Raw genomic sequence first — 24,107 nt, forward strand, 5'->3', positions numbered from 1 at the left:
CTGTCGGGCGGCCACCCGGGCCGCAGGTTACTGGTTGAGGCGCTTGTCGATCAGCCCCTGCACAACGCCTGGGTCGGCCAGGGTGGAGGTATCCCCCAGGTTGTCCAGCTCGTTGCAGGCGATCTTGCGCAGTATACGCCGCATGATCTTGCCCGAGCGGGTCTTGGGCAAGGCCGGCGCCCACTGGATCAGCTCCGGCTTGGCGAAGCTGCCGATTTCCTTGCTGACCAGGGCCAGCAGCTCGGCCTTGAGCGCGTCGTCGGCCGTCACGCCGTTCATGGGGGTGACGAAGGCATACACGCCCTGGCCCTTGAGGTCGTGGGGGTAGCCGACCACGGCGGCCTCGGCGACGCTGTCGTGCAGCACCAGGGCGCTTTCCACTTCGGCGGTGCCGATGCGGTGGCCGGACACATTGATCACATCGTCGATGCGCCCGGTGATCCAGTAGTCGCCGTCGGCATCGCGGCGCGCGCCGTCACCGGTGAAGTAGTAGCCGGGCAGGGGTTTGAAGTAGGTGTCGACCATGCGCTGGTGGTCGCCGTACACGCTGCGGATCTGCCCCGGCCAGCTGGCCTTGATGGCCAGCAGCCCGGCACCGGGGCCTTCGATGAGCTTGCCCTGTTCATCCAGCAGCACCGGCTGCACGCCGAACATGGGCTGGGTGGCGCAGCCAGGTTTGAGCCGTGGCGTGCCGGGCAGCGGGGTGAGCATGATGCCGCCGGTTTCGGTCTGCCACCAGGTGTCGACGATGGGGCAGCGTTTTTGCCCGACCTGCTCGAAGTACCACTCCCAGGCTTCGGGGTTGATCGGCTCGCCGACGCTGCCGAGCAGGCGCAGGCTTTTGCGCGAGGTGCCTTGCAGCGGCCCCGCGCCTTCGCGCATCAGCGCGCGCAGGGCGGTGGGTGCGGTGTAGAAGATGTTCACCTGGTGCTTGTCGACCACCTGCCAGAAGCGCGAGGTGTCCGGGTAGTTGGGGACCCCTTCGAACATCAGCGACACCGCGCCGTTGGCCAGCGGGCCGTAGACGATGTAGCTGTGGCCGGTGACCCAGCCGACATCGGCGGTGCACCAGAACACCTCGCCGTCGCGGTAGTCGAACACCGTCTTGAAGGTGAGGGTGGCCTGCAGCAGGTAGCCGCCGGTGGTATGCAGCACGCCCTTGGGTTTGCCGGTGCTGCCGGAGGTGTACAGGATGAACAGCGGGTCTTCGGCGCCCATCGGCGCGGGCGGGCAGTCGTCGCCGGCGTTCTCGCATGCCTGGTGGTACCAGAGGTCGCGCCCCTCGCTCCAGGCGACATCGCCACCGGTGCGCTGCACCACCAATACGCTGCTGACTGCCGGGCAACTGGCCAGGGCCTTGTCGACGTTTTGCTTGAGCGGTATGCGCTTGCCGCCGCGCACGCCTTCGTCGGCGGTGATCACGGTGCGGCAGTCGGCGTCGAGGATGCGGTCACGCAGGGCGTCGGGGGAGAAACCGCCGAACACCACCGAATGGATGGCGCCGATGCGCGTGCAGGCGAGCATGGCGTAGGCGGCCTCGGGGATCATCGGCATGTAGATGCACACCCGGTCGCCCTTCTTCACGCCGCGCGCTTTCAGGGCGTTGGCCAGGCGGCAGACCTGCTTGTGCAGTTCGCGGTAGGTGATGGCTTTGCTGTCGGTGGGGTCGTCGCCTTCCCACAGCAGGGCGGTTTGCTCGCCGCGCCGGGCCAGGTGGCGGTCGATGCAGTTGTAGCTGACGTTCAACTGGCCGCCGTCGAACCAGCGGGCCTCGCCGGTCTTCAGGTCGCACTGCTGCACGCTTGTCCAGGGCTTGACCCAGTCCAGGCGCTTGGCCTGTTCGGCCCAGAAGGTGTCGGGGTCTTCTACCGACTGGCGGTAGAGGCGCTGGTAGTCAGCGTCGGTAGGGGTGGCGGCCTGGCGGGTGGCCAAGGCCTGGGGGTAGTTGCGGATATCGAACATGGCGGGTGGTCCTGCTCTTGTTAGGGGCGAGGGACAGCGGCGGTTATTCGATGGACAGTGTAGCTGGGGGTGGTGTTCAACCTGTACGGGCCTCATCGCCGGCAAGCCGGCTCCTACAGGCGGTGCGCACCGCCTGTAGGAGCCGGCTTGCCGGCGATGGCGATATCAGCCGCGGTGACGCCCGCGGAAGTAGTTGATCAGGCCCTGGGTCGAGCCATCTTCTGCATTTTCTTCCAGGCTGCCGACCAAGCGCTGGTACACGCCCTTGCCCAGCTCCTTGCCCAGCTCCACGCCCCACTGGTCGAAGGCGTTGATGCCCCAGATCACGCTCTGCACGAACACCTTGTGCTCGTACATCGCCACCAGCGCGCCGAGGCGGCGTGGGCTGATGCGCTCGACCACCAGGGTGTTGCTCGGGCGGTTGCCCGGGATCACCTTGTGCGGCGCCAGCTTGGCGATGTCGGCTTCGTTCAGGCCCTTGGCGCGCAGCTCGCTTTCGGCCTCTTCACGGGTTTTGCCGAGCATCAGTGCCTGGCTTTGCGACAGGCAGTTGGCGTACAGCCACTGGTGGTGGTCGGCCACCGGGTTGAAGCTGACCACCGGCACGATGAAGTCGGCCGGGATCAGCTGGGTGCCCTGGTGCAGCAACTGGTGGTAGGCATGCTGGCCGTTGCAGCCGACGCCACCCCAGATCACCGGGCCGGTGTCGGTTTTCACCGGCGTGCCATCGGTCAGCACGCTCTTGCCGTTGGACTCCATGTCCAGCTGCTGCAGGTGCTTGGTGATGTTGCGCAGGTAGTGGTCGTACGGCAGGATCGCGTGGCTGTTGGCGTTCCAGAAGTTGCCGTACCACACCCCCAGCAGGGCCAGCAGCACCGGCATGTTCTTGTCGAATGGCGCGGTCTGGAAGTGCTGGTCCATGGTGTAGGCGCCGGACAGCAGCTCCTTGAAGTTGGCGGTGCCGATGGCCAGGGCGATCGGCAGGCCGATGGCCGACCACAGCGAGTAGCGCCCACCCACCCAGTCCCACATCGGGAAGATGTTCTCTTCGCGGATACCGAACGCCACGGCCGCAGCCTTGTTGCTCGACACGGCGATGAAGTGGCGATACAGCTCGGCCTCCGAGCCGCCCTGGGCCAGGTACCAGGTACGCGCGGCCATGGCGTTTTTCAGGGTCTCGAGGGTGTTGAACGACTTCGACGAGACGATGAACAGCGTGGTTTCGGCGCGCAGGTTGGCCGACAGCTCATGGAACTCGCTGCCGTCGATATTCGCCAGGTAGTGGCAGCGCACGCCGCGCTGGGCGTAGGGCAGCAGGGCCTCGGAGACCAGCTCCGGGCCGAGGAACGAGCCGCCGATGCCGATGTTGACCACGTCGGTGATCGGCTTTTCGCTGTAACCGCGCCACAGGCCGTCGTGGATGCGCCCGACCAGCTCGGTGATCTGGTTCAGCACCTTGTGCACGTCGGGCATCACGTTGACGCCGTTGACGCTCAGCTTGTCGCCGACCGGGCGGCGCAGGGCGGTGTGCAGCACCGGGCGGCCTTCGGAGGCGTTGATGATCTCGCCGCTGAACATCGCCTTGATGGCGTCGGCCAGCTCGACTTCGTTGGCCAGGTTGACCAGCAGGTCGCGGGTCTGCTCGGTGATGAGGTTCTTCGAGTAGTCGAGGAACAGCCCGCAGCTGCTCAGGGAAAACTGGTCGAAGCGCTTGCCGTCGGCGGCGAAGGCTTCGCGCATGCTGAAGCCCTGCATGGCGTCGCGGTGTTGCGCAAGAGCCTGCCAGGCCGGCAGCGCGGTGACATCGTGGGGGGTGCGGTAATACGCCATTGCGGATGGTTTCCTTGGGGCATGGTCAGGCTTTGACACTGGCAGTCTATGCCAGTTGCAAGCTGCCCATTATAGGCAATGGCTGCAAGGCGGGAATGGGGGAGGGTGGGGCGGGGGATGAAATATTCCTGCGCCGGCTTCATCGCCGGCAAGCCGGCTCCTACAGGTACAGCGCAGGTCTGCAGGTTACGCGGTCCCTGTGGTGAGCGGCCTTGTGTCGCGATGGGCTGCACAGCAGCCCCAGGATCTCTGCATCATGCAAAATTGCCGGGGCTGCTGTGCAGCCCATCGCGACACAAGGCCGCTCCCACAGGTGGAGGGGCCGCGCCGGGCCAGATCAGGCGGTGTGGTCTTCCAGGTGCAGGTACAGGTTGTCGATCAGCCGGGTGTTACCCAGGTACGCAGCAGCAATCACCACCAGGTCGCGGTCGTCAAGCTGCGCCGGGCGCAGGGTCAGGGCGTGGCGTACTTCCAGGTAGTCCTTGCGAAAGCCCGCTGCGTCCAGCTGTGCCTGGCCATCGGCGACCAGCGCTGCGAAGTCGCGCTGGCCACGGCGGATCGCCTCGGCCATGGCACTGAGCACGCGGTACAGCGCAGGGGCGGCGGCGCGCTGTTCGGCGTTCAGGTAGCCGTTACGCGACGACAGCGCCAGGCCGTCTTCGGCGCGCACGGTCGGCTCGCCGATGATCTGGATCGGCATGTTCAGGTCGCGCACCATGGCGCGGATCACCGCCAGTTGCTGGAAGTCCTTCTCGCCGAACACGGCAAGGTCCGGCTGGACCATGTTGAACAGCTTGCTGACCACTGTGGCTACGCCCTCGAAGTGCCCCGGGCGGCTGGCGCCGCACAGGCCTTCGGACAGTTGCGGCACGCTGACCCGGGTCTGCACGGCCATGCCGTCGGGGTACATCTCTTCGACGGTGGGGGCGAAGAGCAGCTGGCAGCCGGCCTCGAACAGTTTTTCCTGGTCGGCGGCGAGGGTGCGCGGGTACTTGTCGAGGTCTTCGCCGGCGCCGAACTGCAGCGGGTTGACGAAAATGCTGGCGACCACGAAGTCGGCACGTTGCGCGGCCTTGGTCACCAGCGCGGCATGGCCGCTGTGCAGGTTGCCCATGGTCGGCACGAAGCCGATACGCTTGCCTTCGCCACGGGCGCGGGCCACGGCGGCGCGCAGTTCACGGACGGTCTTGACGGTATTCATGCGCTGAACCCATGTTCGCTGGCAGGGAAGCTGACGCTTTTGACCGCCTGAACGTAGGCGGCCAGGGCGCTGTGGATGTCCGGCTGGCCGGCCATGAAGTTCTTCACGAACTTCGGCACGCGGCCGGTGAGCGACAGGCCGAGCATGTCGTGCAGCACCAGCACCTGGCCATCGGTGGCGCTGCCGGCGCCGATACCAATCACCGGAATGCTCACCGCCTGGGTGATTTCTGCGGCCAGTTCGCTGGGCACGCATTCGAGCAGCAGCATGGCGGCGCCGGCCTGTTCCAGGGCGATGGCATCGGCGCGCATCTGCCGCGCCTGGGCCTCGGCGCGGCCCTGCACTTTATAGCCGCCGAGCACGTTGACGGTCTGCGGGGTCAGGCCCATGTGCGCGCACACCGGCACGCCGCGGTCGGCCAGCAGGCGGATGGTCTCGGCCAGCCAGGCGGCGCCTTCGATCTTGACCATGTGTGCGCCGGCACGCATCAGCTGAGCGGCGTTGGCGAAGGCCAGCTCGGTGGTGGCGTGGGCCATGAACGGCAGGTCGGCGAGAATCAGCGCGCCCTGGTTGCCGCGCTTCACGCAGGCGGTGTGGTAGGCCATGTCGTCATTGCTGACCGGCAGCGTGCTGTCATGGCCTTGCAGGACCATGCCCAGCGAATCGCCCACCAACAGCACTTCGACGCCAGCCTCGCTGGCAGCCTTGGCGAATGTGGCGTCGTAGCAGGTCAGCATGGTGATCTTTTCACCCTTGGCCTTGAGGCCGTTCAGGGTGGTCAGGGTTACTTCAGGCATGTAGGGCATCCTCGTTCAGGCGCTGTGAAACAACTGCGTACAACGCGTGTCTTCATCAATCGGAGCGGCACATCATCATCGTGATGTTCGGGCATAAGTCCGTCCGGGCCTAAATGGGTGATTGCGGCCGTGTGGCGCCGCGGGACGCCTATAGTCGTGAGCGGGGTGGGGGAAGTCAATGACCCTGTTACCGCATTGTTACGGCACGGGTGTTACTGGCGTTACCGCCGCCCGAAACGCCCGAATTACAGGCGTTCCAGGCCGACGAACGGGCAGTCCTGCAGCAACTGCGCGAGCGCGCGGCCGTCGGCAAGCTGGAAGTCGGCGGGTACCAGCTCGGCGAGCGGGTAGAGCACGAAGGGGCGCGCGTGCATGTGGTAGTGCGGCACTTTCAGGCGCGGGATGTCGATCACCTGGTCACCGAACAGCAGCACATCGAGGTCGAGGGTGCGCGGGCCCCAGCGCTCTTTGCGCACCCGGCCCTGGCCGTTCTCGATGGCTTGCAGGGCGTCGAGCAGTTGCAGCGGCTCAAGCTGGGTGTCGATGGCGGCCACGGCATTGGTGTAGCGCGGCTGGCCGGGCAGCAGCGAATCGCTGGTGTACAGCGCCGAGGCTGCGGCCAACTGCGTGCCGCTTAGCAGGCCCAGCGCCTGCAGGGCGCTGCGCAGCTGTTCGGCGGGCTCGTCGAGGTTGCTGCCAAGGCCGATGTAGGCGCGGGTGCTGCTCAGTCCCACGCCTGGTCGTCCTCACGCTTGCGCTTGCTGCCACTGCGCTTGCGTTTGCGCGGGCCGGCACCGCTGGCGCCGCCGTCGTCGCGGCTGCCCAGCTCGCGGATCATCTCGCGGCGCTCGCTGTCGTTGGCGTCCTGGTAGTCGGTCCACCATTGGCCCAGGCCGTCGGTTTCCTCGCCTGCGCTTTCGCGCAGCAGCAGGAAGTCGTAGCCGGCGCGGAAGCGCGGGTTGTCCAGCATCATGTCGGCGCGCTTGCCGCTACGGCGTGGCAGGCGCTCCTGCATGTCCCAGATCTCGCGGATCGGCAGGGTGAAGCGCTTGGGGATGGCGATGCGCTGGCACTGCTCGGCGATCAGGTCGTGGGCCGCGCCGTTCATGGCGGGAATCGGCGGTACGCCCTGGTTTTGCAGGTGCAGCACGCGACCCGGCAGTGCCGGCCACAGCAGTGCGGCGAACAGGAACGCCGGGGTGACCGGCTTGCCCTGCTTGACGCGCAGGTCGGTGTTGCTCAGGGCCTGGCTGATCAGCGTGTGGGTGTAGGTCGGGCGCTCTTCGAGGGCGTGGCTGCTGGCCGGGAACAGCGGCTCGAACAGGTTCAGGTCGACCAGCATCTCGAAGGTGATGGCGCCCTGGCCGTTGAGGAACAGCTTCAGGCTTTCTTCGAACAGGCGTGCCGGCGGGATGTCGCGCAGCATGCGCGCCAGCTCGCGGATCGGTGCCACGGTGTGCTTCTCGATGCCAAAGTCCAGCTTGGCGGCAAAGCGCACGGCCCGCAGCATGCGTACCGGGTCTTCCTGGTAGCGGTGCGTGGGGTCGCCGATCAGGCGCAGCAGGCGGTTGCGCACATCGTGCATGCCGTTGGCGTAGTCGAGCACGCGCTCGCTGACCGGGTCGTAGTACAGGGCGTTGATGGTGAAGTCGCGGCGCTGCGCGTCTTCTTCAAGCGTGCCGTACACGTTGTCGCGCAGGATGCGGCCACTGGCATTGTGCGAGGAACGGTGGCTGTCGGCCTGGTCCTCGTCCGAGTGCGGGGCGCGGAAGGTGGCGACCTCGATGATGTCGCGGCCAAAATGCACGTGGACCAGCTTGAAGCGCCGGCCAATGATACGGGCATTGCGGAACTCGGCACGCACCTGTTCAGGGGTGGCGCTGGTGGCGACGTCGAAGTCCTTGGGCGTGATGCCCAGCAGCAGGTCACGCACGCAGCCGCCCACCAGGTAGGCCTCGTAACCCGCCGATTGCAGGCGCTCGACGATGTTCACCGCATGCCGGCTGAACTGGCTGCGCTGCAGCGAGTGCTGGCTCTTGTTGATCACTTCAGGCGTGGTGCGCCTGTGGTGTTGGCCTCGAACGGGCGGGCGGAAAGACTGGAACAGCTTCTTCAGCATGGGATGCACTGTTTGAAGGAATGTTCGGCCAAGGGTATGAGAATGGCCGCATGATGGGCGGGGATTCTAGCATTTACTGGAGGGATGGTGTAGGCGGTATGCCAAGGCCCGTAGCAGAGGGCCAGAAACGACAATGGGGAGCCGAAGCTCCCCACCAAGTCGTTGTGTGCTCTTATTGTTTTTCTGCTGGGCTTCTTGTTTTTGTTGAGTGCCCTGTTCACAAAACCCGAAGCTTGTGAACGACCCCTAAACCAGGGGTGAAGAGCAAACGGATTGCTTTGGTCGCCGAGATGATGCTGACCTTGCGGTCCAATCAGTTCAGGTGCTGCTTTTAAGTGCAGTTTTTGTTGTTCTCTGCCTGATCGTGGGGCAAGCCCCAAACACAACTCCTCTCCAAAAGAATCAGTTAGCTGCGCCTCCGCCGTCTTGTTTTTATTGTGCGTGAGCCGTTTCGTCTTGTTCTTATTTTGAATTGCAGTGCTTGTTATTGTTCTTGTACCAAACATATAGCAGGTGCCGTGCCAACTTTTGAAAACCCAATGAAACCGGGGGTTTTGGCCATTCCGGCGGCTTTCTGTGCCGGGCAAATGTGGAAATTTCGTTACCGTACGCCTCGTGTGCTGTTACGTCGCAGGGCAGAGGTAACAGATTTTTGCAGGATCTGATCTGTTACCGCCCCCCAAACGCACGCGGGGCAAGCCCGCTCCCACGCAGGTGTGCGTGGGAGCGGGCTTGCCCCGCGATGGGCCTGACGTTGGACCGGTTATTCGCTGGTAGCGTTGCTCTTGCGCCGCGGGATGCCCAGGCGCTGGCGGCGCTCCCACAGGCACTTGCGGCTGACGCCCAGCTTGCGCGCAAGCTCGGTCTCGGTCATGTGGTCCTGGTGCTCGAGCACGAAGTGCTGGAAGTAGTCTTCCAGCGACAGGTCCTCGGTAGGCTCGTGGCTGGCGTTGTTCGCGCCGCCGCTGACCAGTGCCGGCAGGCTGTCGAGGCCGTCGTCGTCTTCGAGGTCGGCCAGCTCGATGTCGATGCCCAGCAGGTCGGCGGAAATTTCCGCGCTCTCGCTGAGAATCACCGCACGCTCCACGGCGTTTTCCAGTTCGCGCACGTTGCCCGGCCAGCTGTAGTGGCGGATGGCTTGTTCGGCTTCGCTGGAAAAATGCAGGTCGTCACGCCCCACCCGCGCGCTCTGGCGGGCGAGGAAGGTATGGGCGATTTCGTTGACGTCGCTGCCACGCTCGCGCAGGGCTGGCAGCTTCAGGGCGATCACGTGCAGGCGGTAGTAAAGGTCTTCACGGAACTGCCCGGCCTTGGCCAGGTTTTTCAGGTCTCGGTGGGTCGCGGCGATCAGGCGCACATCGACCTTTTGCGACTGCACCGAGCCGACCCGGCGAATCTCGCCCTCTTGCAGCACGCGCAGCAGGCGGGCCTGGGCTTCCAGTGGCAATTCGCCGATTTCGTCGAGGAACAGCGTACCGCCGTCAGCGGCTTCCACCAGGCCGGCGCGGCCGGCGCTGGCGCCGGTGAACGCGCCCTTTTCGTGGCCGAACAGCTCGGACTCGATCAGGGTTTCCGGGATGGCCGCGCAGTTCACCGAGATCATCGGTGCCTTGGCCCGGCGAGAGAGGTTGTGCAGGGCGCGGGCCACCAGCTCTTTACCGGTACCCGACTCACCTTGGATCAGCACGTTGGAGTCGGTGGGCGCGACCTTGCGGATCTTCACGTACAGCTCTTGCATGGGCGCGCAGGAGCCGATGATGCCTATTTCGCCGTTGGCAGATGCAGCAGGCTTGTCGCTGGCCGCCTTGCCGTTGCCCGGGCGGGCTTCGGCGGCAGGGGCTGCAGCGGCAGCTGGCGCGTTCTGCCGGTCACGCAGGATGCGCGCGACGGCCTGGAGCATCTCGTCGTGGTCGAAGGGCTTGGCGATGTAGTCCACCGCGCCCATTTTCATCGAGTCCACCGCCGAGCGCAGGCTGGCGTAGCTGGTCATGATCAGCACCGGGGTGCCCTGGCCGAGCTTGATCAGCTCGGTGCCCGGGGCGCCGGGCAGGCGCAGGTCGCTGACGATCAGGTCGAAGGTGGCAATGCTGAAGCGTTCCTGGGCTTCCTGCACCGAGCCGGCTTCGCTGACCTGGTACTGGTTCCGTTCGAGCAGGCGGCGCAGGGCCGAACGGATGATGGTTTCGTCTTCGACGATCAGAATGTGCGGCATTGATTCAATTCTCTCGACGGTCTCGAATTTCAGGGGACGTCGCTACGACATGCCGGGGCAGGGTCACGCGGATCCGGGTACCACGTTGCCGTTCGATGTCGGCGGGGCTGTCGATGGTGATTTGCCCATAATGCTCTTCCACGATGGAATAGACCAGCGCGAGGCCCAGTCCGGTTCCCTCGCCTGGGTCCTTGGTGGTGAAGAAGGGTTCGAACAGGCGGTCCATGATGTTTTTCGGGATGCCGCTGCCTTCGTCCTCGACGATCAGGTCGACGGTGTGCTCGCTGACATCGCTGCGCACGCGCACGGCGCTGCCGGGCGGCGAGGCGTCGCGGGCATTGGAAAGCAGGTTGATGAGCACCTGGGCCAGGCGTTGCGGGTCGCCCTCGACCCAGTGGTCCGGGTCGCAGAGGTTGAAGAACTGTACTTCGAAATTGCGCCGGTTCAACGCCAGCAGACCAATGGCATCCTGTGCCACCTCCGCCAGGCACACCGGCTCCTCGCTGTTCTGCTGGCTGCCGCCGGCGTGGGCGAAGCTCATCAGCGACTGGACGATGCGCGACACGCGTTTGGTTTGCTCGAGGATCTGGCTGGACAGCTCGATGATCTCGCCGTCGCCCTCGCGTTCTTCGCGCAGGTTTTGCGCAAGACAGGCGATGCCGGTAATCGGGTTGCCGATCTCGTGGGCCACGCCTGCGGCCAGGCGGCCGATGCTGGCCAGGCGCTCGGAGTGCACCAGCTTGTCTTCCAGGGCCTGGGTTTCGGTGAGGTCCTCGACCAGCAGCACCAGGCCGCTGTTGCCCGGGGCCAGGGGTTCGTCGATGGCCGCCTTGTGCAGGTTGAGCCAGCGCGGCTGGCCGTCGAGGGCCAGGCGCTGTTTGTGCAGGTGTTCGTCGGGGACGTCGATGAACCCCTGCAGCAGGCCGCGCCAGGGTTCGCCGATGGTCACCAGGCGCGAGCCGACCACATGCTTGGCGGCGATCCCGGTGAGCTCCTCCATGGCCTTGTTCCACATCAGGATCTCCTGGTCCTTGGCCAGCGAGCAGACGCCCATGGGTAGCTCCTGCAGGGTCTGGCGGTGGTAGCGGCGCAGGGCGTCGAGCTCGGCGGCAAGGCCGGTCAGGCGCGAGTGGTAGTCCTCGAGGCGGCTTTCGATGAAGTGGATGTCTTCGGTGACGTAGTTTTCGTTGCCGGACTTGTAGGGCAGGAAGGTCTCGACCATGTCCTGGGCGACGCTTGGGCCCATCAGGCCGGACAGGTTGGCCTCGATGCGGTCGCGCAGGCGGCGCAGGGCATAGGGGCGGCGCTCGTCGAACGGCAGGTAGAGGTCGCGCAGGGCCTGCTCCACCTCTTTTTGCGCAGCCTTGGCGCCCAGCGGCTTGGCCAGCTGGGTGGCGAACTCCTGGGGCGAGGCGGCGTGCAGCTCGCGGCGTTGCGGGCGGCGCACGTTGTCCACTGCGCAGGCCTCGGCGGCGCTGGCCTCTTCGCTGCTGGCGTTGGTGAACAGCGAAATCAGCGTGAACAGCAGCACGTTGGCCGCCAGCGAGCCGATGGCCGCCATGTGCCAGCTGGTGTCGTCCAGTACGTAGATCATGTCCAGCAGCGGAATGTAGAAGCCCTGCAGGTTGCCCAGCAGCGGCAGCAGCATGGTCACCATCCACACCAGCATGCCGGCCAGAAGGCCCGCGATGAAGCCGCGGCGGTTGGCGGTCGGCCAGTACAGCACCGAGAGCACCCCGGGCAGGAACTGCAGGGTGGCGACGAAGGCGACGATGCCCAGGTTGGCCAGGCTCTGGTGGTTGTTCTGGGTAAGGTAGAAGACAAAGCCTGCGGTAATGATGGCGACGATCAGCGCCCGGCGGGTCCACTTCAGCCAGCGGTAGATGTTGCCCTCGGCCGGCGGCTGGTACAGCGGCAGCACCAGGTGGTTCAGGGCCATGCCCGACAGCGCCAGGGTGGTGACGATGATCAGCCCGCTGGCCGCCGACAGCCCGCCGACGTAGGCCAGCAATGCCAGGGCCTGGTTGTTGGCGGCGATGCCCAGCCCCAGGGTGAAGTATTCCGGGTTGGTGCTGGCGCCCAGGCGCAGGCCGGCCCACAGCACCAGCGGCACCGCCAGGCTCATCAGCAGCAGGAACAACGGCAGGCCCCAGCTGGCGCTGACCAGCGAGCGTGGGCTGAGGTTTTCGGTGAAGGCCATGTGGTACATGTGCGGCATGACGATCGCCGAGGCGAAGAACACCAGCAGCAAGGTGCGCCACGGGCCTTCCTGCAAGGGTGTGTGCAGGGCGGCCAGGGCGGTCTGGTTCTGCAGCAGCCACACCTCCAGCTCGTGGGGGCCGCCGAACACGCCGTACAGTGCATACAGGCCGATGCCGCCCAGGGCCAGCAGCTTGATCACCGACTCGAAGGCGATGGCGAACACCAGGCCTTCGTGTTTTTCGCGGGTGGCGATATGGCGCGAGCCGAAGAAAATGGTGAACAGGATGATCAGCGCGCAAAAGGCGAACGCCACGCGCGCTTTCACCGGTTCGCCTGTGAGGATGCTGATGGAGTCGGCCACCGCCTGAATTTGCAGGGCCAGCAACGGCAGTACGCCGATCAACATGAAGATGGTGGTCAGCGCGCCGGCCCAGGTGCTGCGAAAGCGGAACGCCAGCAGGTCGGCCAGCGACGACAGCTGGTAGGTGCGGGTGATCTTGAGAATCGGATACAGCAGCACCGGTGCCAGCAGGAAGGCCCCCGACACACCCAGGTAGCAGGCGAGGAAGCCATAACCATACTGGTAGGCCAGGCCGACCGAACCGTAGAAGGCCCAGGCACTGGCGTAGACGCCCAGCGACAGGGTGTAGGTCAGCGGGTGGCGGATGACCGCGCGCGGGATCAGCCCGCGTTCGCTGACCCAGGCCACGCCGAACAGCACCAGCAGGTAGGCGGCGCTGATCAGGATCATCTGGGTCAGGCTAAAGCTCATCGGCATCTCGTTGGCTCTGCAGGATGAAGGTGACGACGATCAGGATCAGCCAGAGCAGGTAGGGGCGGTACCAGGCACCGGTCGGTTCGATCCACCAGTCCATGATGGCCGGGGAGAACAGGTAGATCCCCACGACCAGAAGCAGGACCAAACGATAGATGTACATGCTGGCCTCGATGAGTGGGCGCTGCGGGCTTGGACTTATTATTGGCGCAAATGGCTGGGGCGAGGGTAGCCGGAATTGGGGGGCTTAGCCAAGGGGTTGAATTTGTTGGGCTTTTGCGTCTGGTTTTACCTGCGATGGCCCTATCGCCGGCAAGCCGGCTCCTACAGACGGCGCAAAACCCTGTGGGAGCCGGCTTGCCGGCGATAGGGCCACTGCAGGCATCAGCGCAGCTCGACCTCTGGCACGCTCATTTGCCGTGCAATTCGCTCTGGCCGCCATTGTTGCCTGGCCACCGCCAGTACCTCGGCAGGGCTGGCCCCCTGCAGTTCCAGCGGCGCCTCCTGCCCCAGCGCCCGCAACGCCCGCAGCAACAGCGGCGTCGCCTGGTCGACCTCGAGCGGCGGCGAACGGTACGATTTGCCCAGCTTGTGCCCGTCCGGTTGCACGATCAGCGGGATGTGCAAATAGCGCGGCTGGGCAAACCCCAGTAACTCCTGCAGGTACAGCTGGCGCGGGGTGTTGTCCAGCAGGTCGGCGCCACGCACGATGTCAGTCACCCCTTGCCAGGCGTCGTCCAGCACCACCGCCAGCTGGTAGGCGTACAACCCGTCGCGGCGCTGGATGACGAAGTCGCCTATCTCGCGGCCCAGGTGCTGCTCGAAGCGGCCCTGCACGCGGTCGTCGAAGCGGTACAAGAGCTCCGGCACGCGCAGACGGATCGCCGCGCCTTCGCGGGCGTGGCCGGCGTTGCGGCACAGCCCGGGGTAGACACCGTCGTAGCCTTCCAGTTGCTTGCGCGAACAGGTGCAGGCATAGGCCAGGCCCATGTTGAACAGGCGCTCGACCACCTCGGCGTAGGCGTGGTGGCGCTGGCTTTGGAACACCACTTCGCCGTCCCATTCCAGGCCGTAGCGCTCCAACGTCTGCAGGATGGCGTCGCGGGCGCCGGGCATTTCCCGCGGTGGGTCGGTGTCTTCCATGCGCAGCAGCCAGCGGCCATCGACGGCGCGGGCATCCAGCCAGGAGGCGAGGGCGGCGACCAGCGAACCGAAGTGCAAAAAGCCGCTGGGGGTGGGGGCGAAGCGCCCGATGTAGCGAGGGTCGGTCATGGCTTGCACCGCTGTATAAATGAAAACGGGGCGTACCGCTTGCAGGCTTGCACCCGCAATCAATACGCCCCGTCTTTACGGGATCAGAGGTCAGCCTTTGCCGACGGTCTTTTCCTTTTTCTCCGCGATTTCCTTGCAGTCGAAGCACAGGTCGGCGGTAGGGCGGGCCTCGAGGCGGCGCAGGCCGATCTCGATGCCGCAGGAGTCGCACCAGCCGTACTCGTCGGCCTTGATCTTGTCGAGGGTCTTGTCGATCTTCTTGATCAGCTTGCGCTCGCGATCGCGGTTGCGCAGCTCAAGGGCGAATTCTTCTTCCTGGCTGGCACGGTCGGCCGGGTCGGGGAAGTTGGCTGCCTCATCCTTCATGTGGTCCACGGTACGGTCCACACTCACCATCAGCTCGCCTTTCCAGGCGTTGAGCAGCTTGGTGAAGTGCTTTTTCATGGGCTCGCCCATGTATTCTTCGCCCTTGGTCTCGACGTAGGGTTCGACACCGTACATGGTCTGGGCTTTTTGCTTTTCTACGGTGGACATGAATAGACCGCCTCTCACTCATCTGATCCAATGCGCAGGCTTGTTTCCATCTCCGGCGCCCGCCGGCCCTGCGACTGCGAGCCGCCGAACTTACCAGATAGATCCGGGGTGCGCTACCCCGCTCTGTGCCTGCTATTGACAGCGACAGCGGCGGCGCGTTCGCTGACGTGCGCGGGTAGAATCACCAGTCTAGACCCAATTGAGAGAAGGCCCATGGCTCAGCCACACAGTGCGCGCAGTCGCGCCATCGAACCCTTCCACGTCATGGCCCTGCTGGCCCGTGCCAACGAACTGCAGGCCGCCGGCCACGACGTGATCCACCTCGAGATCGGCGAGCCGGACTTCACCACCGCAGCGCCCATCGTCGCCGCCGGCCAGGCCGCGCTGGCCAACGGGCACACCCGCTATACGGCTGCGCGCGGCCTGCCGCAGTTGCGCGAAGCGATTGCCGGCTTCTATGGCCAGCGCTACGGCGTCGACCTGGACCCGGAGCGGGTGCTGGTCACCCCGGGCGGCTCCGGCGCACTGCTGCTGGCCAGCAGCCTGCTGGTAGACCCGGGCAAGCACTGGCTGCTGGCCGACCCGGGCTACCCGTGCAACCGCCACTTCCTGCGGTTGGTGGAGGGTGGTGCGCAGTTGGTGCCGGTGGGCCCGGAGGTGAACTACCAGCTTACTGCTGACCTGGTAGAGCGTTATTGGGACAAGGACACCGTAGGCGCCCTGGTGGCGTCGCCGGCCAACCCCACCGGCACGGTGCTCGACCGCGACGAGCTGGCCAGCCTGTCCAAGGCCACCCGCGCGCACCATGGCCACCTGGTGGTGGACGAGATCTACCATGGCCTGACCTACGGCATGGACGCCCCCAGCGTGCTGGAAGTGGACGACCAGGCGTTTGTGCTCAACAGTTTTTCAAAGTATTTCGGCATGACCGGCTGGCGCCTGGGCTGGCTGATCGCACCGCCCTCGGCGGTGGCTGACCTGGAGAAGCTGGCGCAGAACCTCTACATCAGTGCCCCGAGCATGGCCCAGCATGCTGCGCTGGCGTGCTTCGAGCCCGACACCCTGGCCATTCTGGAAGAGCGCCGCGGCGAGTTTGCGCGTCGGCGCGACTATTTGCTGCCGGCCCTGCGCGAATTGGGCTTCGGCATCGCCGTTGAGCCCCAGGGGGCCTTCTATCTATATGCCGATATCAGCGCATTCGGCGGTGATGCCTTCGCGTTCTGCCGGCATTTCCTCGAAACCGAGCACCTGGCTTTCACCCCGGGCCTGGACTTCGGCCGCCACCAGGCCGGCCACCATGTGCGCTTCGCTTACACCCAGAGCCTGCCGCGCCTGGAAGAGGCGGTGCAGCGCATTGCCCGTGGCCTGCGGAGCTGGCAAGGCTGATGGAGTTCTTACCTGCACTGGAACAGGCGCGTCTGCTGCGCCGCTACAAGCGCTTTCTGGCCGACATCGAACTGCCCAATGGCGAGCAGCTGACCATTCACTGCCCCAACACCGGCTCCATGCTCAACTGCATGCGCGAGGGCGGGCAGGTGTGGTTCAGCCGCTCCAACGACCCCAAGCGCAAGCTGCCGGGCACCTGGGAAATCAGCGAAACGCCCCAGGGGCGGCTGGCTTGCGTCAACACCGGGCGGGCCAACCCGCTGGTGGAAGAGGCCTTGCGCGCCGGGGTCATCAGCGAGCTTGCCGGTTTTACCGCACTGCGCCGTGAAGTGGCCTACGGCGAGGAGCGCAGCCGCATCGACTTCTACCTGGAGTTCGCCACAGGCCCCGCGTATGTCGAGGTCAAGAGCGTCACCCTGGGTTACCCCGACACTCACGTGGCGGCCTTCCCCGACGCGGTGACCCAGCGCGGCGCCAAGCACCTGCGCGAGCTGGCGGCGCTGGCGCGCCAGGGCATTCGTGCGGTGCAGCTGTACTGCGTGAACCTGACTGGTATCGAGGCGGTGCGCCCGGCCGAGGAGATCGACGCGGCCTATGCCCACGCCCTGCGCGCAGCGGTGGCCGATGGGGTCGAGGTATTGGCCTATGGCGCGCGGCTGGATGCCGAGCGCATTGTCATCGATCGCCCGTTGCCGGTGCTGCTGGGGCGTTGAGCCAGATGCCCTGGCTGTCTTCCAGGCAATCCAGGGCTTCGAGCCAATCGCCGGCACAGGGGCCGGTGATGCATTCGCCGCTGTCGATGATGAACTGCGCGCCGTGGTGCGCGCACTGGATCAGCGTGCCGCTGTCGTCGAGAAAACTGTCGGCGTTCCAGTTCAGGCCGATGCCGCGGTGCGGGCAGCGGTTGCGGTACAGGTAGACGGTGCCGTGGCGGCGGATGCCGAACAGTTGCAGGTCGGCAACCTTGAACGCGCGGCTATGGCCTTCGGCAAGGGCGGCGCTGGGGCAGAGGTAGTGCATTTAAGCCATCTTAATGGTGGGTGACTTGACGCTTCAATGCGAACAATTATCAAATTGCCCGCATTCGCCGCGCCAGGCTGGCTATGGTGCGCAGTTCTGCCGAGCGCCACAAGGCGTGCGGCCCCGCTCTTCTGCAAAGGAATCCCGTGATGCGCCGCCCTTCTGCCCTGATTGCCCTGTGCGCAGGCCTGCTGTTGTCATCCCACACCCTGGCTGCAGAACTGCCGCAGCGTTGGGTCAGCGCCGGTGGCGCCCTCAGCGAATGGATCAGCGCGCTGGGGGGCGAGCAGCGACTGGTGGGGGTTGATACCACCAGCCAGCACCCCGAAACACTCAAGGCGCTGCCGAGTATCGGTTACCAGCGCCAGTTGTCGGCCGAGGGCATTCTGAGCCTGCGCCCGGATGTGCTGGTGGGCACCGATGAAATGGGCCCGCCACCGGTGCTGGCGCAGATCCGCAAGGCCGGGGTGCAGGTTGAGCTGTTCTCCAGCAAGGCCGAACTGGGTGCGGTGGACGCTAACCTCAAGCAGTTGGGCGCGTTGCTGGGCAGTGAACAGAAAGCCGCTGAACTGGCCGCCGACTACCGCCACCAGCTGGCGGCGCTGCAAGGCCAGATCAAGCAGGCCCAGGCCGGACAGAAGGCGCCGGGGGTGTTGCTGCTGGTCGGGCATGCCGGGGCCAAGCCGCTGATCGCGGGGCAGGGCACCTCGGGTGACTGGGTGCTGCGCCAGGCCGGTGGGCGTAACCTGGCTGAGCACCAGGGTTACAAGAATTTCTCGGTGGAGGCGCTGGCCGCGCTGGACCCGGACGTGGTGGTGTTCTCTGACCGGGCGCTGAGCGGCGAGCAGGCCTTGCAGGCGCTGATCAAGGAAAACCCGGCACTGGCGGGCTCGCGCGCGGTGCGCGAAAAGCGCCTGGTGTCCCTCGACCCGACCCTGCTGGTAGGCGGCCTGGGCCCGCGCCTGCCAGCCACCTTGCATGAGCTGGCGGCCAGCTTCTACCCGGCCGCCAAGGCCAGCCTCAACCCATGAGGCCACGGGTCCGGCCGCGCACGCTGTTTATCGGGCTGGGGCTGCTGTGCCTGCTGGCGGTGTGGCTGTCGCTGGCGCTGGGGCCGGTCAGCCTGCCGCTGATCGACACGCTGCGCGCGGGCTTGCGCCTGCTGGGCGTGCCGCTGGCGGGTGAAGGCCTTGAGCAGGCCGAGATGATCCTTGGCCAGATTCGCCTGCCACGCACCCTGCTGGGGTTGGCGGTGGGCGCGGTGCTGGCGCTGTCGGGGGTGGCCATGCAGGGGTTGTTCCGCAACCCGCTGGCCGACCCCGGCCTGGTCGGCGTGGCCAGTGGCGCCGCGCTGGGTGCGGCGGTGGCGATTGTCGGCGGTAGCTGGCTGGGCGGCATGCCTGAATGGTTCGCGCCGTACCTGCTGTCGCTGTGCGCCTTCATTGGCGGGCTGGGGGTGACGGCGATGGTTTATCGGCTGGGGCGGCGTGACGGGCAGACCAACGTCGCCACCATGCTGCTGGCTGGTATTGCCATGACCGCGCTGGGCGGCTCGGCAGTGGGCTTGTTCACTTATCTGGCCGATGACGCGACCTTGCGCACCCTGACCTTCTGGAACCTGGGCAGCCTCAATGGCGCCAGTTACGAGCGGTTGTGGCCGTTGCTGCTGGTGGCGGCGGCGGTGGCCCTGTGGTTGCCACGCCGGGCGCAGGCGCTCAATGCGCTGCTGCTGGGCGAGTCGGAGGCGCGCCACCTGGGCGTCGATGTGGAGGCGCTCAAGCGCGAGCTGGTGTTCTGCACGGCGCTGGGGGTGGGGGCTGCGGTGGCGGCGGCCGGGCTGATCGGCTTCATCGGTTTGGTGGTGCCGCACCTGGTGCGTTTGCTGGCCGGGCCCGACCACCGGGTATTGTTGCCGGGCTCGTTGCTGGCGGGGGGCGCGCTATTGCTGTTCGCCGACCTGATCGCGCGCCTGGCGCTGGCGCCGGCCGAGCTGCCGATCGGTATTGTCACGGCGTTCATCGGCGCGCCGTTCTTCCTGTTTTTGCTGGTGCGGGGGCGCAACTGATGCTCGATGTCGAAGGGCTCTCGCTGACCCGGGGCAACACCGAGGTGCTGCACGATATCCACCTGCGCTTGCAGCCGGGGCAGGTGCTGGGTGTGCTCGGGCCTAATGGCGCCGGCAAGAGCAGCCTTTTGGCGGCGCTGTGTGGCGAGCTGGCGCCGAGTGCCGGGCGCGTGCACCTGGATGGCCGCGCCCTGGGCGACTGGCCCGGGCAGGAGCGGGCCCGGCGCCTGGCGGTATTGCCGCAGGTGTCGACCCTGGGTTTCTCGTTCAGCGTGGCCGAAGTGGTGGGCATGGGCCGGCTGCCCCATGCCAGTGGCCGCGAGCGTGACCACGAAATCGTCACGGCGGCGCTGCAGGCGGCCGATGCCTTGCACCTGGTCGAGCGCAGCTACCTGGCGTTGTCCGGGGGTGAGCGCCAGCGCGTGCACCTGGCACGGGTGCTGGCCCAGCTGTGGCCGGGCGAGCCTGGCACCACGCTGCTGCTCGACGAGCCCACTTCGGCGCTCGACCCGTTGCACCAGCACACCACCCTGCAGGCGGTGCGCAGTTTTGCCGACCGCGGCGCGGCGGTGCTGGTGATCCTGCATGACCTCAACCTGGCGGCGCGATACTGTGACCATATCCTGCTGCTGGAGCAGGGCCGCTGCTATGCACTGGGCACGCCGCAGCAGGTACTGACGCCGACGGCGCTCAAAGCGGTGTTCGGCATCGAGGTGCTGGTGCAGCCGCACCCGGAGCGTGGCCACCCGCTGATCATCACCCGCTAGGAGCCCGCATGATCCGCCACTTGCTGTTGTGTCTGCCGATAAGCCTGGCATTGGCCGGTTGCCACGCCAGCCTCGCCCCATTGCCGGCCTGGCAAGCCAGTGAAGGGCGCGCCCATGCGCAACTCGGGCAGATAGTCGACCTGACTACTGGGCAGGTGCTGGCGCCGGAGCAACTGGTGCAGCGCCTGGCCGATGCACCGCGGGTGCTGGTGGGCGAGAAGCACGACAACCCCGATCACCATGCGCTGCAGCTTTGGCTGCTGCGCGCGCTGGAGAGCCGCCGGCCGCAAGGCAGCCTGTTGCTGGAGATGCTGCAGCCCGAACAGCAGGCTTTGGTGGATGGGCTCAAGGCGCCGTTACCGGCGGATTTACCCAAGGCGCTGGCCTGGCAGGATGGCTGGGACTGGTCGCTGTATGGGCCGATCGTGCGCCATGCGCTGGCGCAGCCTTACCCGCTGCTGGCTGCGAACCTGTTGCCCGGCGAAATGCGTGATGCTTACCGCCACCCTGTGAGCCCACCGGGTGAACGCTCCAACGCGCCTGCCGTGCTGGATGAGTTGCGCGAGCAGGTGCGCGCCGGGCATTGCAACCTGCTGCCCGAAAGCCAACTGCCGGCGATGCTGGCTGTGCAACAGCTGCGTGACCGGCGTATTGCCGAGCGTTTGCTGGCAGCGCCGCAGCCTGCGCTGTTGTTTGCCGGCAGTTATCACGTGCGCAAGGACCTGGGGGTGCCGTTGCACCTGGCAGACCTGGGGGCCAAGGGGCAGAGCCTGGTGGTGCTGTTGGCCGAAGTGGGGGAGGAGGTGGAGCCGGGGGAGGCTGACTTCGCTTGGTACACCGCGGCGTTGCCTGAGCAGGATTACTGCGCGCAGTTGCGCAGGGGGCACTGACGCCATCGCCTGTGGGAGATTGCCAGGTCCTTCGGGCTGCGCTGTTGCGCAGAGAACTAGTCTCGCAGATGCACCGCGGCCCCTGTGGGAAGCGGCCTAGTGTCGCGATGGGCTGCGCAGCAGCCCCGGCAATTTTGCATGAGGCCTAGGCCTTGGGGCCGCTTCGCAGCCCATCTCGACCGGACGGCGCCCCGGCAAGGCCGCTTCCCACAAGGAGCGCGTTAAATCAATGAGTTGTAGTTTGTTCTATGTGAGGCGGCTTGCCGGCGACAGGGTTGGTACAGGCAAAAAAAAGACCCGCCAAATTGGCGGGTCAATAACCGTGATTAGCCTGATGAGGAGATAATCTGAGAGTCCGAACCAGGGGCTTTCAGTTTATCCAACCAGTCTCGCGACCAGTTGTGATAATCATAACGATTCTCATTTCCCAGTCAATGGCTTTTGCGAAATTATTTTTCGGCCCGTGCTGCAGGGCACTTTGCATCCAGTTGCTGGTTGAGCGCCTGCTTGCGTTCGGCTGGCAGGTCGTTCCAGTGCATGTCCAGCAGGGCGCCTTCGATGGCGTACAACAACACCTTTGAAGCCCGGAAGCCTCGCGTTCTCACAGCCTGGTACGCCCCCACCGCGCCCAGGCGGCGAAGGTCCGATGCACTGTGGATACCCACGGCGTGCAGCCATTGCGCGGAGGTCTTGCCAAGGTTTTTCAGGTGCTGCAATTCATCGTTCATCGAGCCTCCTTGCGATGGCTGAACGGGTCATGGGGATAAATCGCGAGCAGGTCAGGAAGGAGTGTAGCGGGGGTTGGGGAATGCGCGGCCTTTTGCCAGCGGGGCCGACCGGAGGGGTTGGTTTGCTTGGGTTGGGGGCAATGCGCAACGGTCTTGTGCTGGCTGTACCGGCCCTATCGCCGGCAAGCCGGCTCCTACAGACGATCGCATTACCCTGTAGGAGCCGGCTTGCCGGCGATGGGGCTGGTAGAGCCTCAGCGCACGGTGCGGTAGCGCATGCGGGTACCGTATTTCACCGACATCAGGATTTCATCGGCACTCAGCTCTGCGGGGAAGTAGGTGCCGGAGATCTGCGCATGGGCAAGGCTTGCGCCTTCCAGGCCGTTCTCGCGCAGGTCGAGCCCGCGCAGGTCGGCGGCGCGAAAGTACGCATCACTAAAGTCGATGCCCTTCACGTCCAGCTCGCGCAGGTCGAGGCCACGGAAGTCGCCGCCACGAAAATCGATTGAGGGATGCGCGGCCTTGACCCGGTTGAACTCGGCGATTTTCTCGTCGCGAACCAGGGTAAACAGCACGTTGTCCAGCTGACGGGGTTGGTTCATGGCGGCGCCTCCTTGTGGGTCGTGATGATACTGTAATGCCATCACGTGGGAGGCGCCTGACTTCAGGCGTGAACTGTCGACTGCTTCACGCCTGGCAGGTTACAGCCCGGGCAGGCGCTGGCGGATCTGCTCGATCACCTGGTCCATGCTGCTGGCGGCCTGGGTGTCGACGCGGGTGCTTTGCTTGAGCTCGTCGGCACTCAGTGCCTCGCGGCTGGCCTGTTGCGCCTTGACCACCTCGAGGGTGGCGTCCGACGGGTCGTCGTTCTCGGCCTGGCGCTGTTCCAGCCAGCTGGCGATCACTGCCTCCGGGGCATGGCAGTCGAGGATCAGGAACGGCACGCCGGTTTCGCTGGCGACAGTTGCCGCAGCCTGGCGCTGTTCAGCCTTGAGGTAGGTGGCATCGAGCACCACCGGGAAGCCGGCGCGCAGAACGGTGGCGGCCAGCTCGTGCAGGCGCTGGTAGGTGGCGGCGCTGGCATCAGCATCGTAGATACCGGCTTGCAACTGGCCGGCGTCGGCTTGCTGCTGCTCGCCGAACAGGCGCTTGCGCTCCACGTCCGAACGCACACGCACGGCGCCCAGGGCTTCGACCAGGCGCATGGCCACGTGGCTCTTGCCCACTGCCGAAACACCGTGGGTGACGGCCAGCAGGCGCGACGGGATGGCGCTGTAGCTTTCGGCCAGGTTGGCGTAGTTGCGGTAGGTGCGCAGGGTGGTGGCGCGCTGCACGCCGTCGGCGTCGGCCGGCATGCTGAACAGGGCGACCTTGGCCCGCACCAGAGCGCGGTAAGCCTTGTAGAAGTTCAGCAGCTCCAAACCTTGATAGTCGCCGGTGAGCTCCAGGTACTGGCTGATGAAGCGCCGCGACAGGCACTTGAGGCCGCGGTCTTCGAGGTCCATGGCGAGGAAGCCGACGTCGGCGTAGACGTCGGTCAGGCGGAACGGTTCGTTGAACTCGATGCAGTCGAAGATCACCACCTTGCCGTCGATCAGGGTGGCGTTGCCCAGGTGGATGTCACCGTGGCATTCGCGAATGAAACCATTGGCCTTGCGCGCTTCGAGCAGGCCGTGCAGGCGCTTGAAGCTGTCCTGGGCCCAGGCCTGCAGGTTGTCCAGCTGCTGCAGGTCGGCCTTGTCGGTGAGGAACGGGCGAATCTGCTCGAAGTTTTGCTCTACCGGGGCCATGACCGCGTCCGGGGTGCCCAGTGGGTGGTCGACCGGCACTTTGGGCGCCTGCAGGTGGAATTCGGCAATCTGCCGGGCCATCTGGTCGATGTGGCCGGCGTTCAGCTCGCCGTTGGCCTGCAGGGTGTTGAGCATCTGGCCCTGGGGGAACTGGCGCATTTTCAGCACGTACTCGATCGCCTCGCCTTCGCCGCCGAGCTGCGGGGCGTCGGCACTGCCGGTGATCGGCAGTACATCCAGGTACAGGCCTTCGGTCAGGCGCTGGTTCAGGCGCAGTTCTTCGCGGCAGAAGTGGCCGCGCTGGTCGAGGCTGGTGAAGTCGAGGAAGCCGAAGTTCATCGGTTTCTTGACCTTGTAGGCGTACTCGCCGGTCAGCAGCACCCAGGAGATATGCGTCTCGATGAGCTGGAAGCCTTCGACCGGGTGCGGATAAAGGGCGGGGTTCTGCAACGCGGTGATCAGGGCTTGGCTCACGGATCTTCCTTTGGGAGTCAGGGAATTCGAAGGCGCCATTATGGTCAATGGTGCCGCCCCTGCAAACCGCCAATGGGGCGTCT

At 65.7% G+C, this 24,107-nt stretch carries 21 protein-coding genes; 6 read left to right on the top strand and 15 right to left on the bottom strand.

Features of this window, described 5'->3' with window-relative positions:
• Positions 1-27: 27 nt before the first annotated feature.
• The 11 genes from acs to dksA all read right to left on the bottom strand — a co-directional run bounded on the left by acs (position 28) and on the right by dksA (position 14,904).
• Positions 28-1,962, bottom strand: a complete 1,935-nt coding sequence (gene acs, locus KSS94_RS03830; RefSeq protein WP_217841733.1) for an acetate--CoA ligase — start codon at positions 1,960-1,962, stop codon at positions 28-30.
• Positions 1,963-2,127: 165 nt separating this feature from the next.
• Positions 2,128-3,792, bottom strand: coding sequence for a glucose-6-phosphate isomerase (gene pgi / locus KSS94_RS03835; protein WP_217841734.1), 1,665 nt, complete (start codon positions 3,790-3,792; stop codon positions 2,128-2,130).
• 337 nt (positions 3,793-4,129) lie between these two features.
• Positions 4,130-4,993 (bottom strand): pantoate--beta-alanine ligase, encoded by an 864-nt coding sequence (gene panC, locus KSS94_RS03840; protein WP_217841735.1) that lies wholly within the window; start codon positions 4,991-4,993, stop codon positions 4,130-4,132.
• The gene (gene panB, locus KSS94_RS03845; RefSeq protein ID WP_217841736.1) at positions 4,990-5,790 is read right to left on the bottom strand and encodes a 3-methyl-2-oxobutanoate hydroxymethyltransferase; all 801 of its coding nucleotides are present in this window, start codon (positions 5,788-5,790) and stop codon (positions 4,990-4,992) included. Before panB ends, panC begins: the two co-directional genes overlap by 4 nt.
• 245 nt (positions 5,791-6,035) lie before the next feature.
• Positions 6,036-6,518, bottom strand: a complete 483-nt coding sequence (folK, locus tag KSS94_RS03850) for a 2-amino-4-hydroxy-6-hydroxymethyldihydropteridine diphosphokinase (RefSeq protein ID WP_217843516.1) — start codon at positions 6,516-6,518, stop codon at positions 6,036-6,038.
• Positions 6,515-7,909, bottom strand: a complete 1,395-nt coding sequence (locus KSS94_RS03855; RefSeq protein WP_217841737.1) for a polynucleotide adenylyltransferase PcnB — start codon at positions 7,907-7,909, stop codon at positions 6,515-6,517. The genes folK and KSS94_RS03855 overlap by 4 nt, the downstream gene beginning before the upstream one ends.
• A gap of 763 nt (positions 7,910-8,672) precedes the next feature.
• Positions 8,673-10,121: a sigma-54-dependent transcriptional regulator gene (locus KSS94_RS03860; RefSeq protein WP_217841738.1), complete on the bottom strand. Its 1,449-nt coding sequence runs from the start codon at positions 10,119-10,121 to the stop codon at positions 8,673-8,675.
• Positions 10,122-10,125: 4 nt separating this feature from the next.
• Positions 10,126-13,101, bottom strand: coding sequence for a sensor histidine kinase (locus KSS94_RS03865; RefSeq protein ID WP_217841739.1), 2,976 nt, complete (start codon positions 13,099-13,101; stop codon positions 10,126-10,128).
• Positions 13,085-13,261 carry a hypothetical protein gene (locus tag KSS94_RS03870; protein ID WP_003250005.1) on the bottom strand — a complete coding sequence of 59 codons (177 nt, stop codon included), beginning with the start codon at positions 13,259-13,261 and terminating at the stop codon, positions 13,085-13,087. Before KSS94_RS03870 ends, KSS94_RS03865 begins: the two co-directional genes overlap by 17 nt.
• A gap of 221 nt (positions 13,262-13,482) precedes the next feature.
• Positions 13,483-14,370: a tRNA glutamyl-Q(34) synthetase GluQRS gene (gluQRS, locus tag KSS94_RS03875; RefSeq protein ID WP_217841740.1), complete on the bottom strand. Its 888-nt coding sequence runs from the start codon at positions 14,368-14,370 to the stop codon at positions 13,483-13,485.
• Between the two features lie 90 nt (positions 14,371-14,460).
• Positions 14,461-14,904 carry an RNA polymerase-binding protein DksA gene (dksA, locus tag KSS94_RS03880; RefSeq protein ID WP_217841741.1) on the bottom strand — a complete coding sequence of 148 codons (444 nt, stop codon included), beginning with the start codon at positions 14,902-14,904 and terminating at the stop codon, positions 14,461-14,463.
• A gap of 213 nt (positions 14,905-15,117) precedes the next feature.
• On the opposite strand from dksA, the gene KSS94_RS03885 reads away from it, so the two are divergent.
• Positions 15,118-16,290, top strand: coding sequence for a pyridoxal phosphate-dependent aminotransferase (locus KSS94_RS03885; RefSeq protein ID WP_217841742.1), 1,173 nt, complete (start codon positions 15,118-15,120; stop codon positions 16,288-16,290).
• The gene (gene sfsA / locus KSS94_RS03890) at positions 16,290-17,003 is read left to right on the top strand and encodes a DNA/RNA nuclease SfsA (protein ID WP_217841743.1); all 714 of its coding nucleotides are present in this window, start codon (positions 16,290-16,292) and stop codon (positions 17,001-17,003) included. Before KSS94_RS03885 ends, sfsA begins: the two co-directional genes overlap by 1 nt.
• Here sfsA and KSS94_RS03895 read toward each other — a convergent pair.
• On the bottom strand, positions 16,966-17,310 hold the full coding sequence (locus tag KSS94_RS03895) for a Rieske (2Fe-2S) protein (protein ID WP_217841744.1): 345 nt from the start codon (positions 17,308-17,310) through the stop codon (positions 16,966-16,968). The genes sfsA and KSS94_RS03895 overlap by 38 nt on opposite strands.
• Before the next feature lie 146 nt (positions 17,311-17,456).
• On the opposite strand from KSS94_RS03895, the gene KSS94_RS03900 reads away from it, so the two are divergent.
• From KSS94_RS03900 to KSS94_RS03915, 4 genes are read left to right on the top strand one after another with little or no spacing between them, the layout of a single operon-like run.
• Positions 17,457-18,341 (top strand): heme/hemin ABC transporter substrate-binding protein, encoded by an 885-nt coding sequence (locus tag KSS94_RS03900; protein ID WP_217841745.1) that lies wholly within the window; start codon positions 17,457-17,459, stop codon positions 18,339-18,341.
• Positions 18,342-18,391: 50 nt separating this feature from the next.
• Complete coding sequence (locus KSS94_RS03905; RefSeq protein WP_217843517.1) at positions 18,392-19,375, top strand: FecCD family ABC transporter permease; 984 nt, start codon at positions 18,392-18,394, stop codon at positions 19,373-19,375.
• Positions 19,375-20,142 carry a heme ABC transporter ATP-binding protein gene (locus KSS94_RS03910; RefSeq protein ID WP_217841746.1) on the top strand — a complete coding sequence of 256 codons (768 nt, stop codon included), beginning with the start codon at positions 19,375-19,377 and terminating at the stop codon, positions 20,140-20,142. The genes KSS94_RS03905 and KSS94_RS03910 overlap by 1 nt, the downstream gene beginning before the upstream one ends.
• Positions 20,143-20,153: 11 nt before the next feature.
• Positions 20,154-21,032, top strand: a complete 879-nt coding sequence (locus KSS94_RS03915; protein ID WP_217843518.1) for a ChaN family lipoprotein — start codon at positions 20,154-20,156, stop codon at positions 21,030-21,032.
• 449 nt (positions 21,033-21,481) lie between these two features.
• On the opposite strand, the gene KSS94_RS03920 is transcribed toward KSS94_RS03915, so the two are convergent.
• The 3 genes from KSS94_RS03920 to KSS94_RS03930 form a co-directional block, all read right to left on the bottom strand.
• Complete coding sequence (locus tag KSS94_RS03920; RefSeq protein ID WP_217841747.1) at positions 21,482-21,760, bottom strand: TfoX/Sxy family protein; 279 nt, start codon at positions 21,758-21,760, stop codon at positions 21,482-21,484.
• 254 nt (positions 21,761-22,014) lie between these two features.
• Entirely contained in the window at positions 22,015-22,362 is a 348-nt protein-coding gene (locus KSS94_RS03925) for a pentapeptide repeat-containing protein (RefSeq protein ID WP_217841748.1), read from the bottom strand.
• Positions 22,363-22,461: 99 nt separating this feature from the next.
• Positions 22,462-24,024, bottom strand: a complete 1,563-nt coding sequence (locus tag KSS94_RS03930) for a bifunctional aminoglycoside phosphotransferase/ATP-binding protein (protein ID WP_217841749.1) — start codon at positions 24,022-24,024, stop codon at positions 22,462-22,464.
• Positions 24,025-24,107: the final 83 nt, after the last annotated feature.

Source organism: Pseudomonas fakonensis (assembly GCF_019139895.1).
In the GTDB taxonomy this organism is placed as follows: Bacteria; Pseudomonadota; Gammaproteobacteria; order Pseudomonadales; family Pseudomonadaceae; genus Aquipseudomonas; species Aquipseudomonas fakonensis.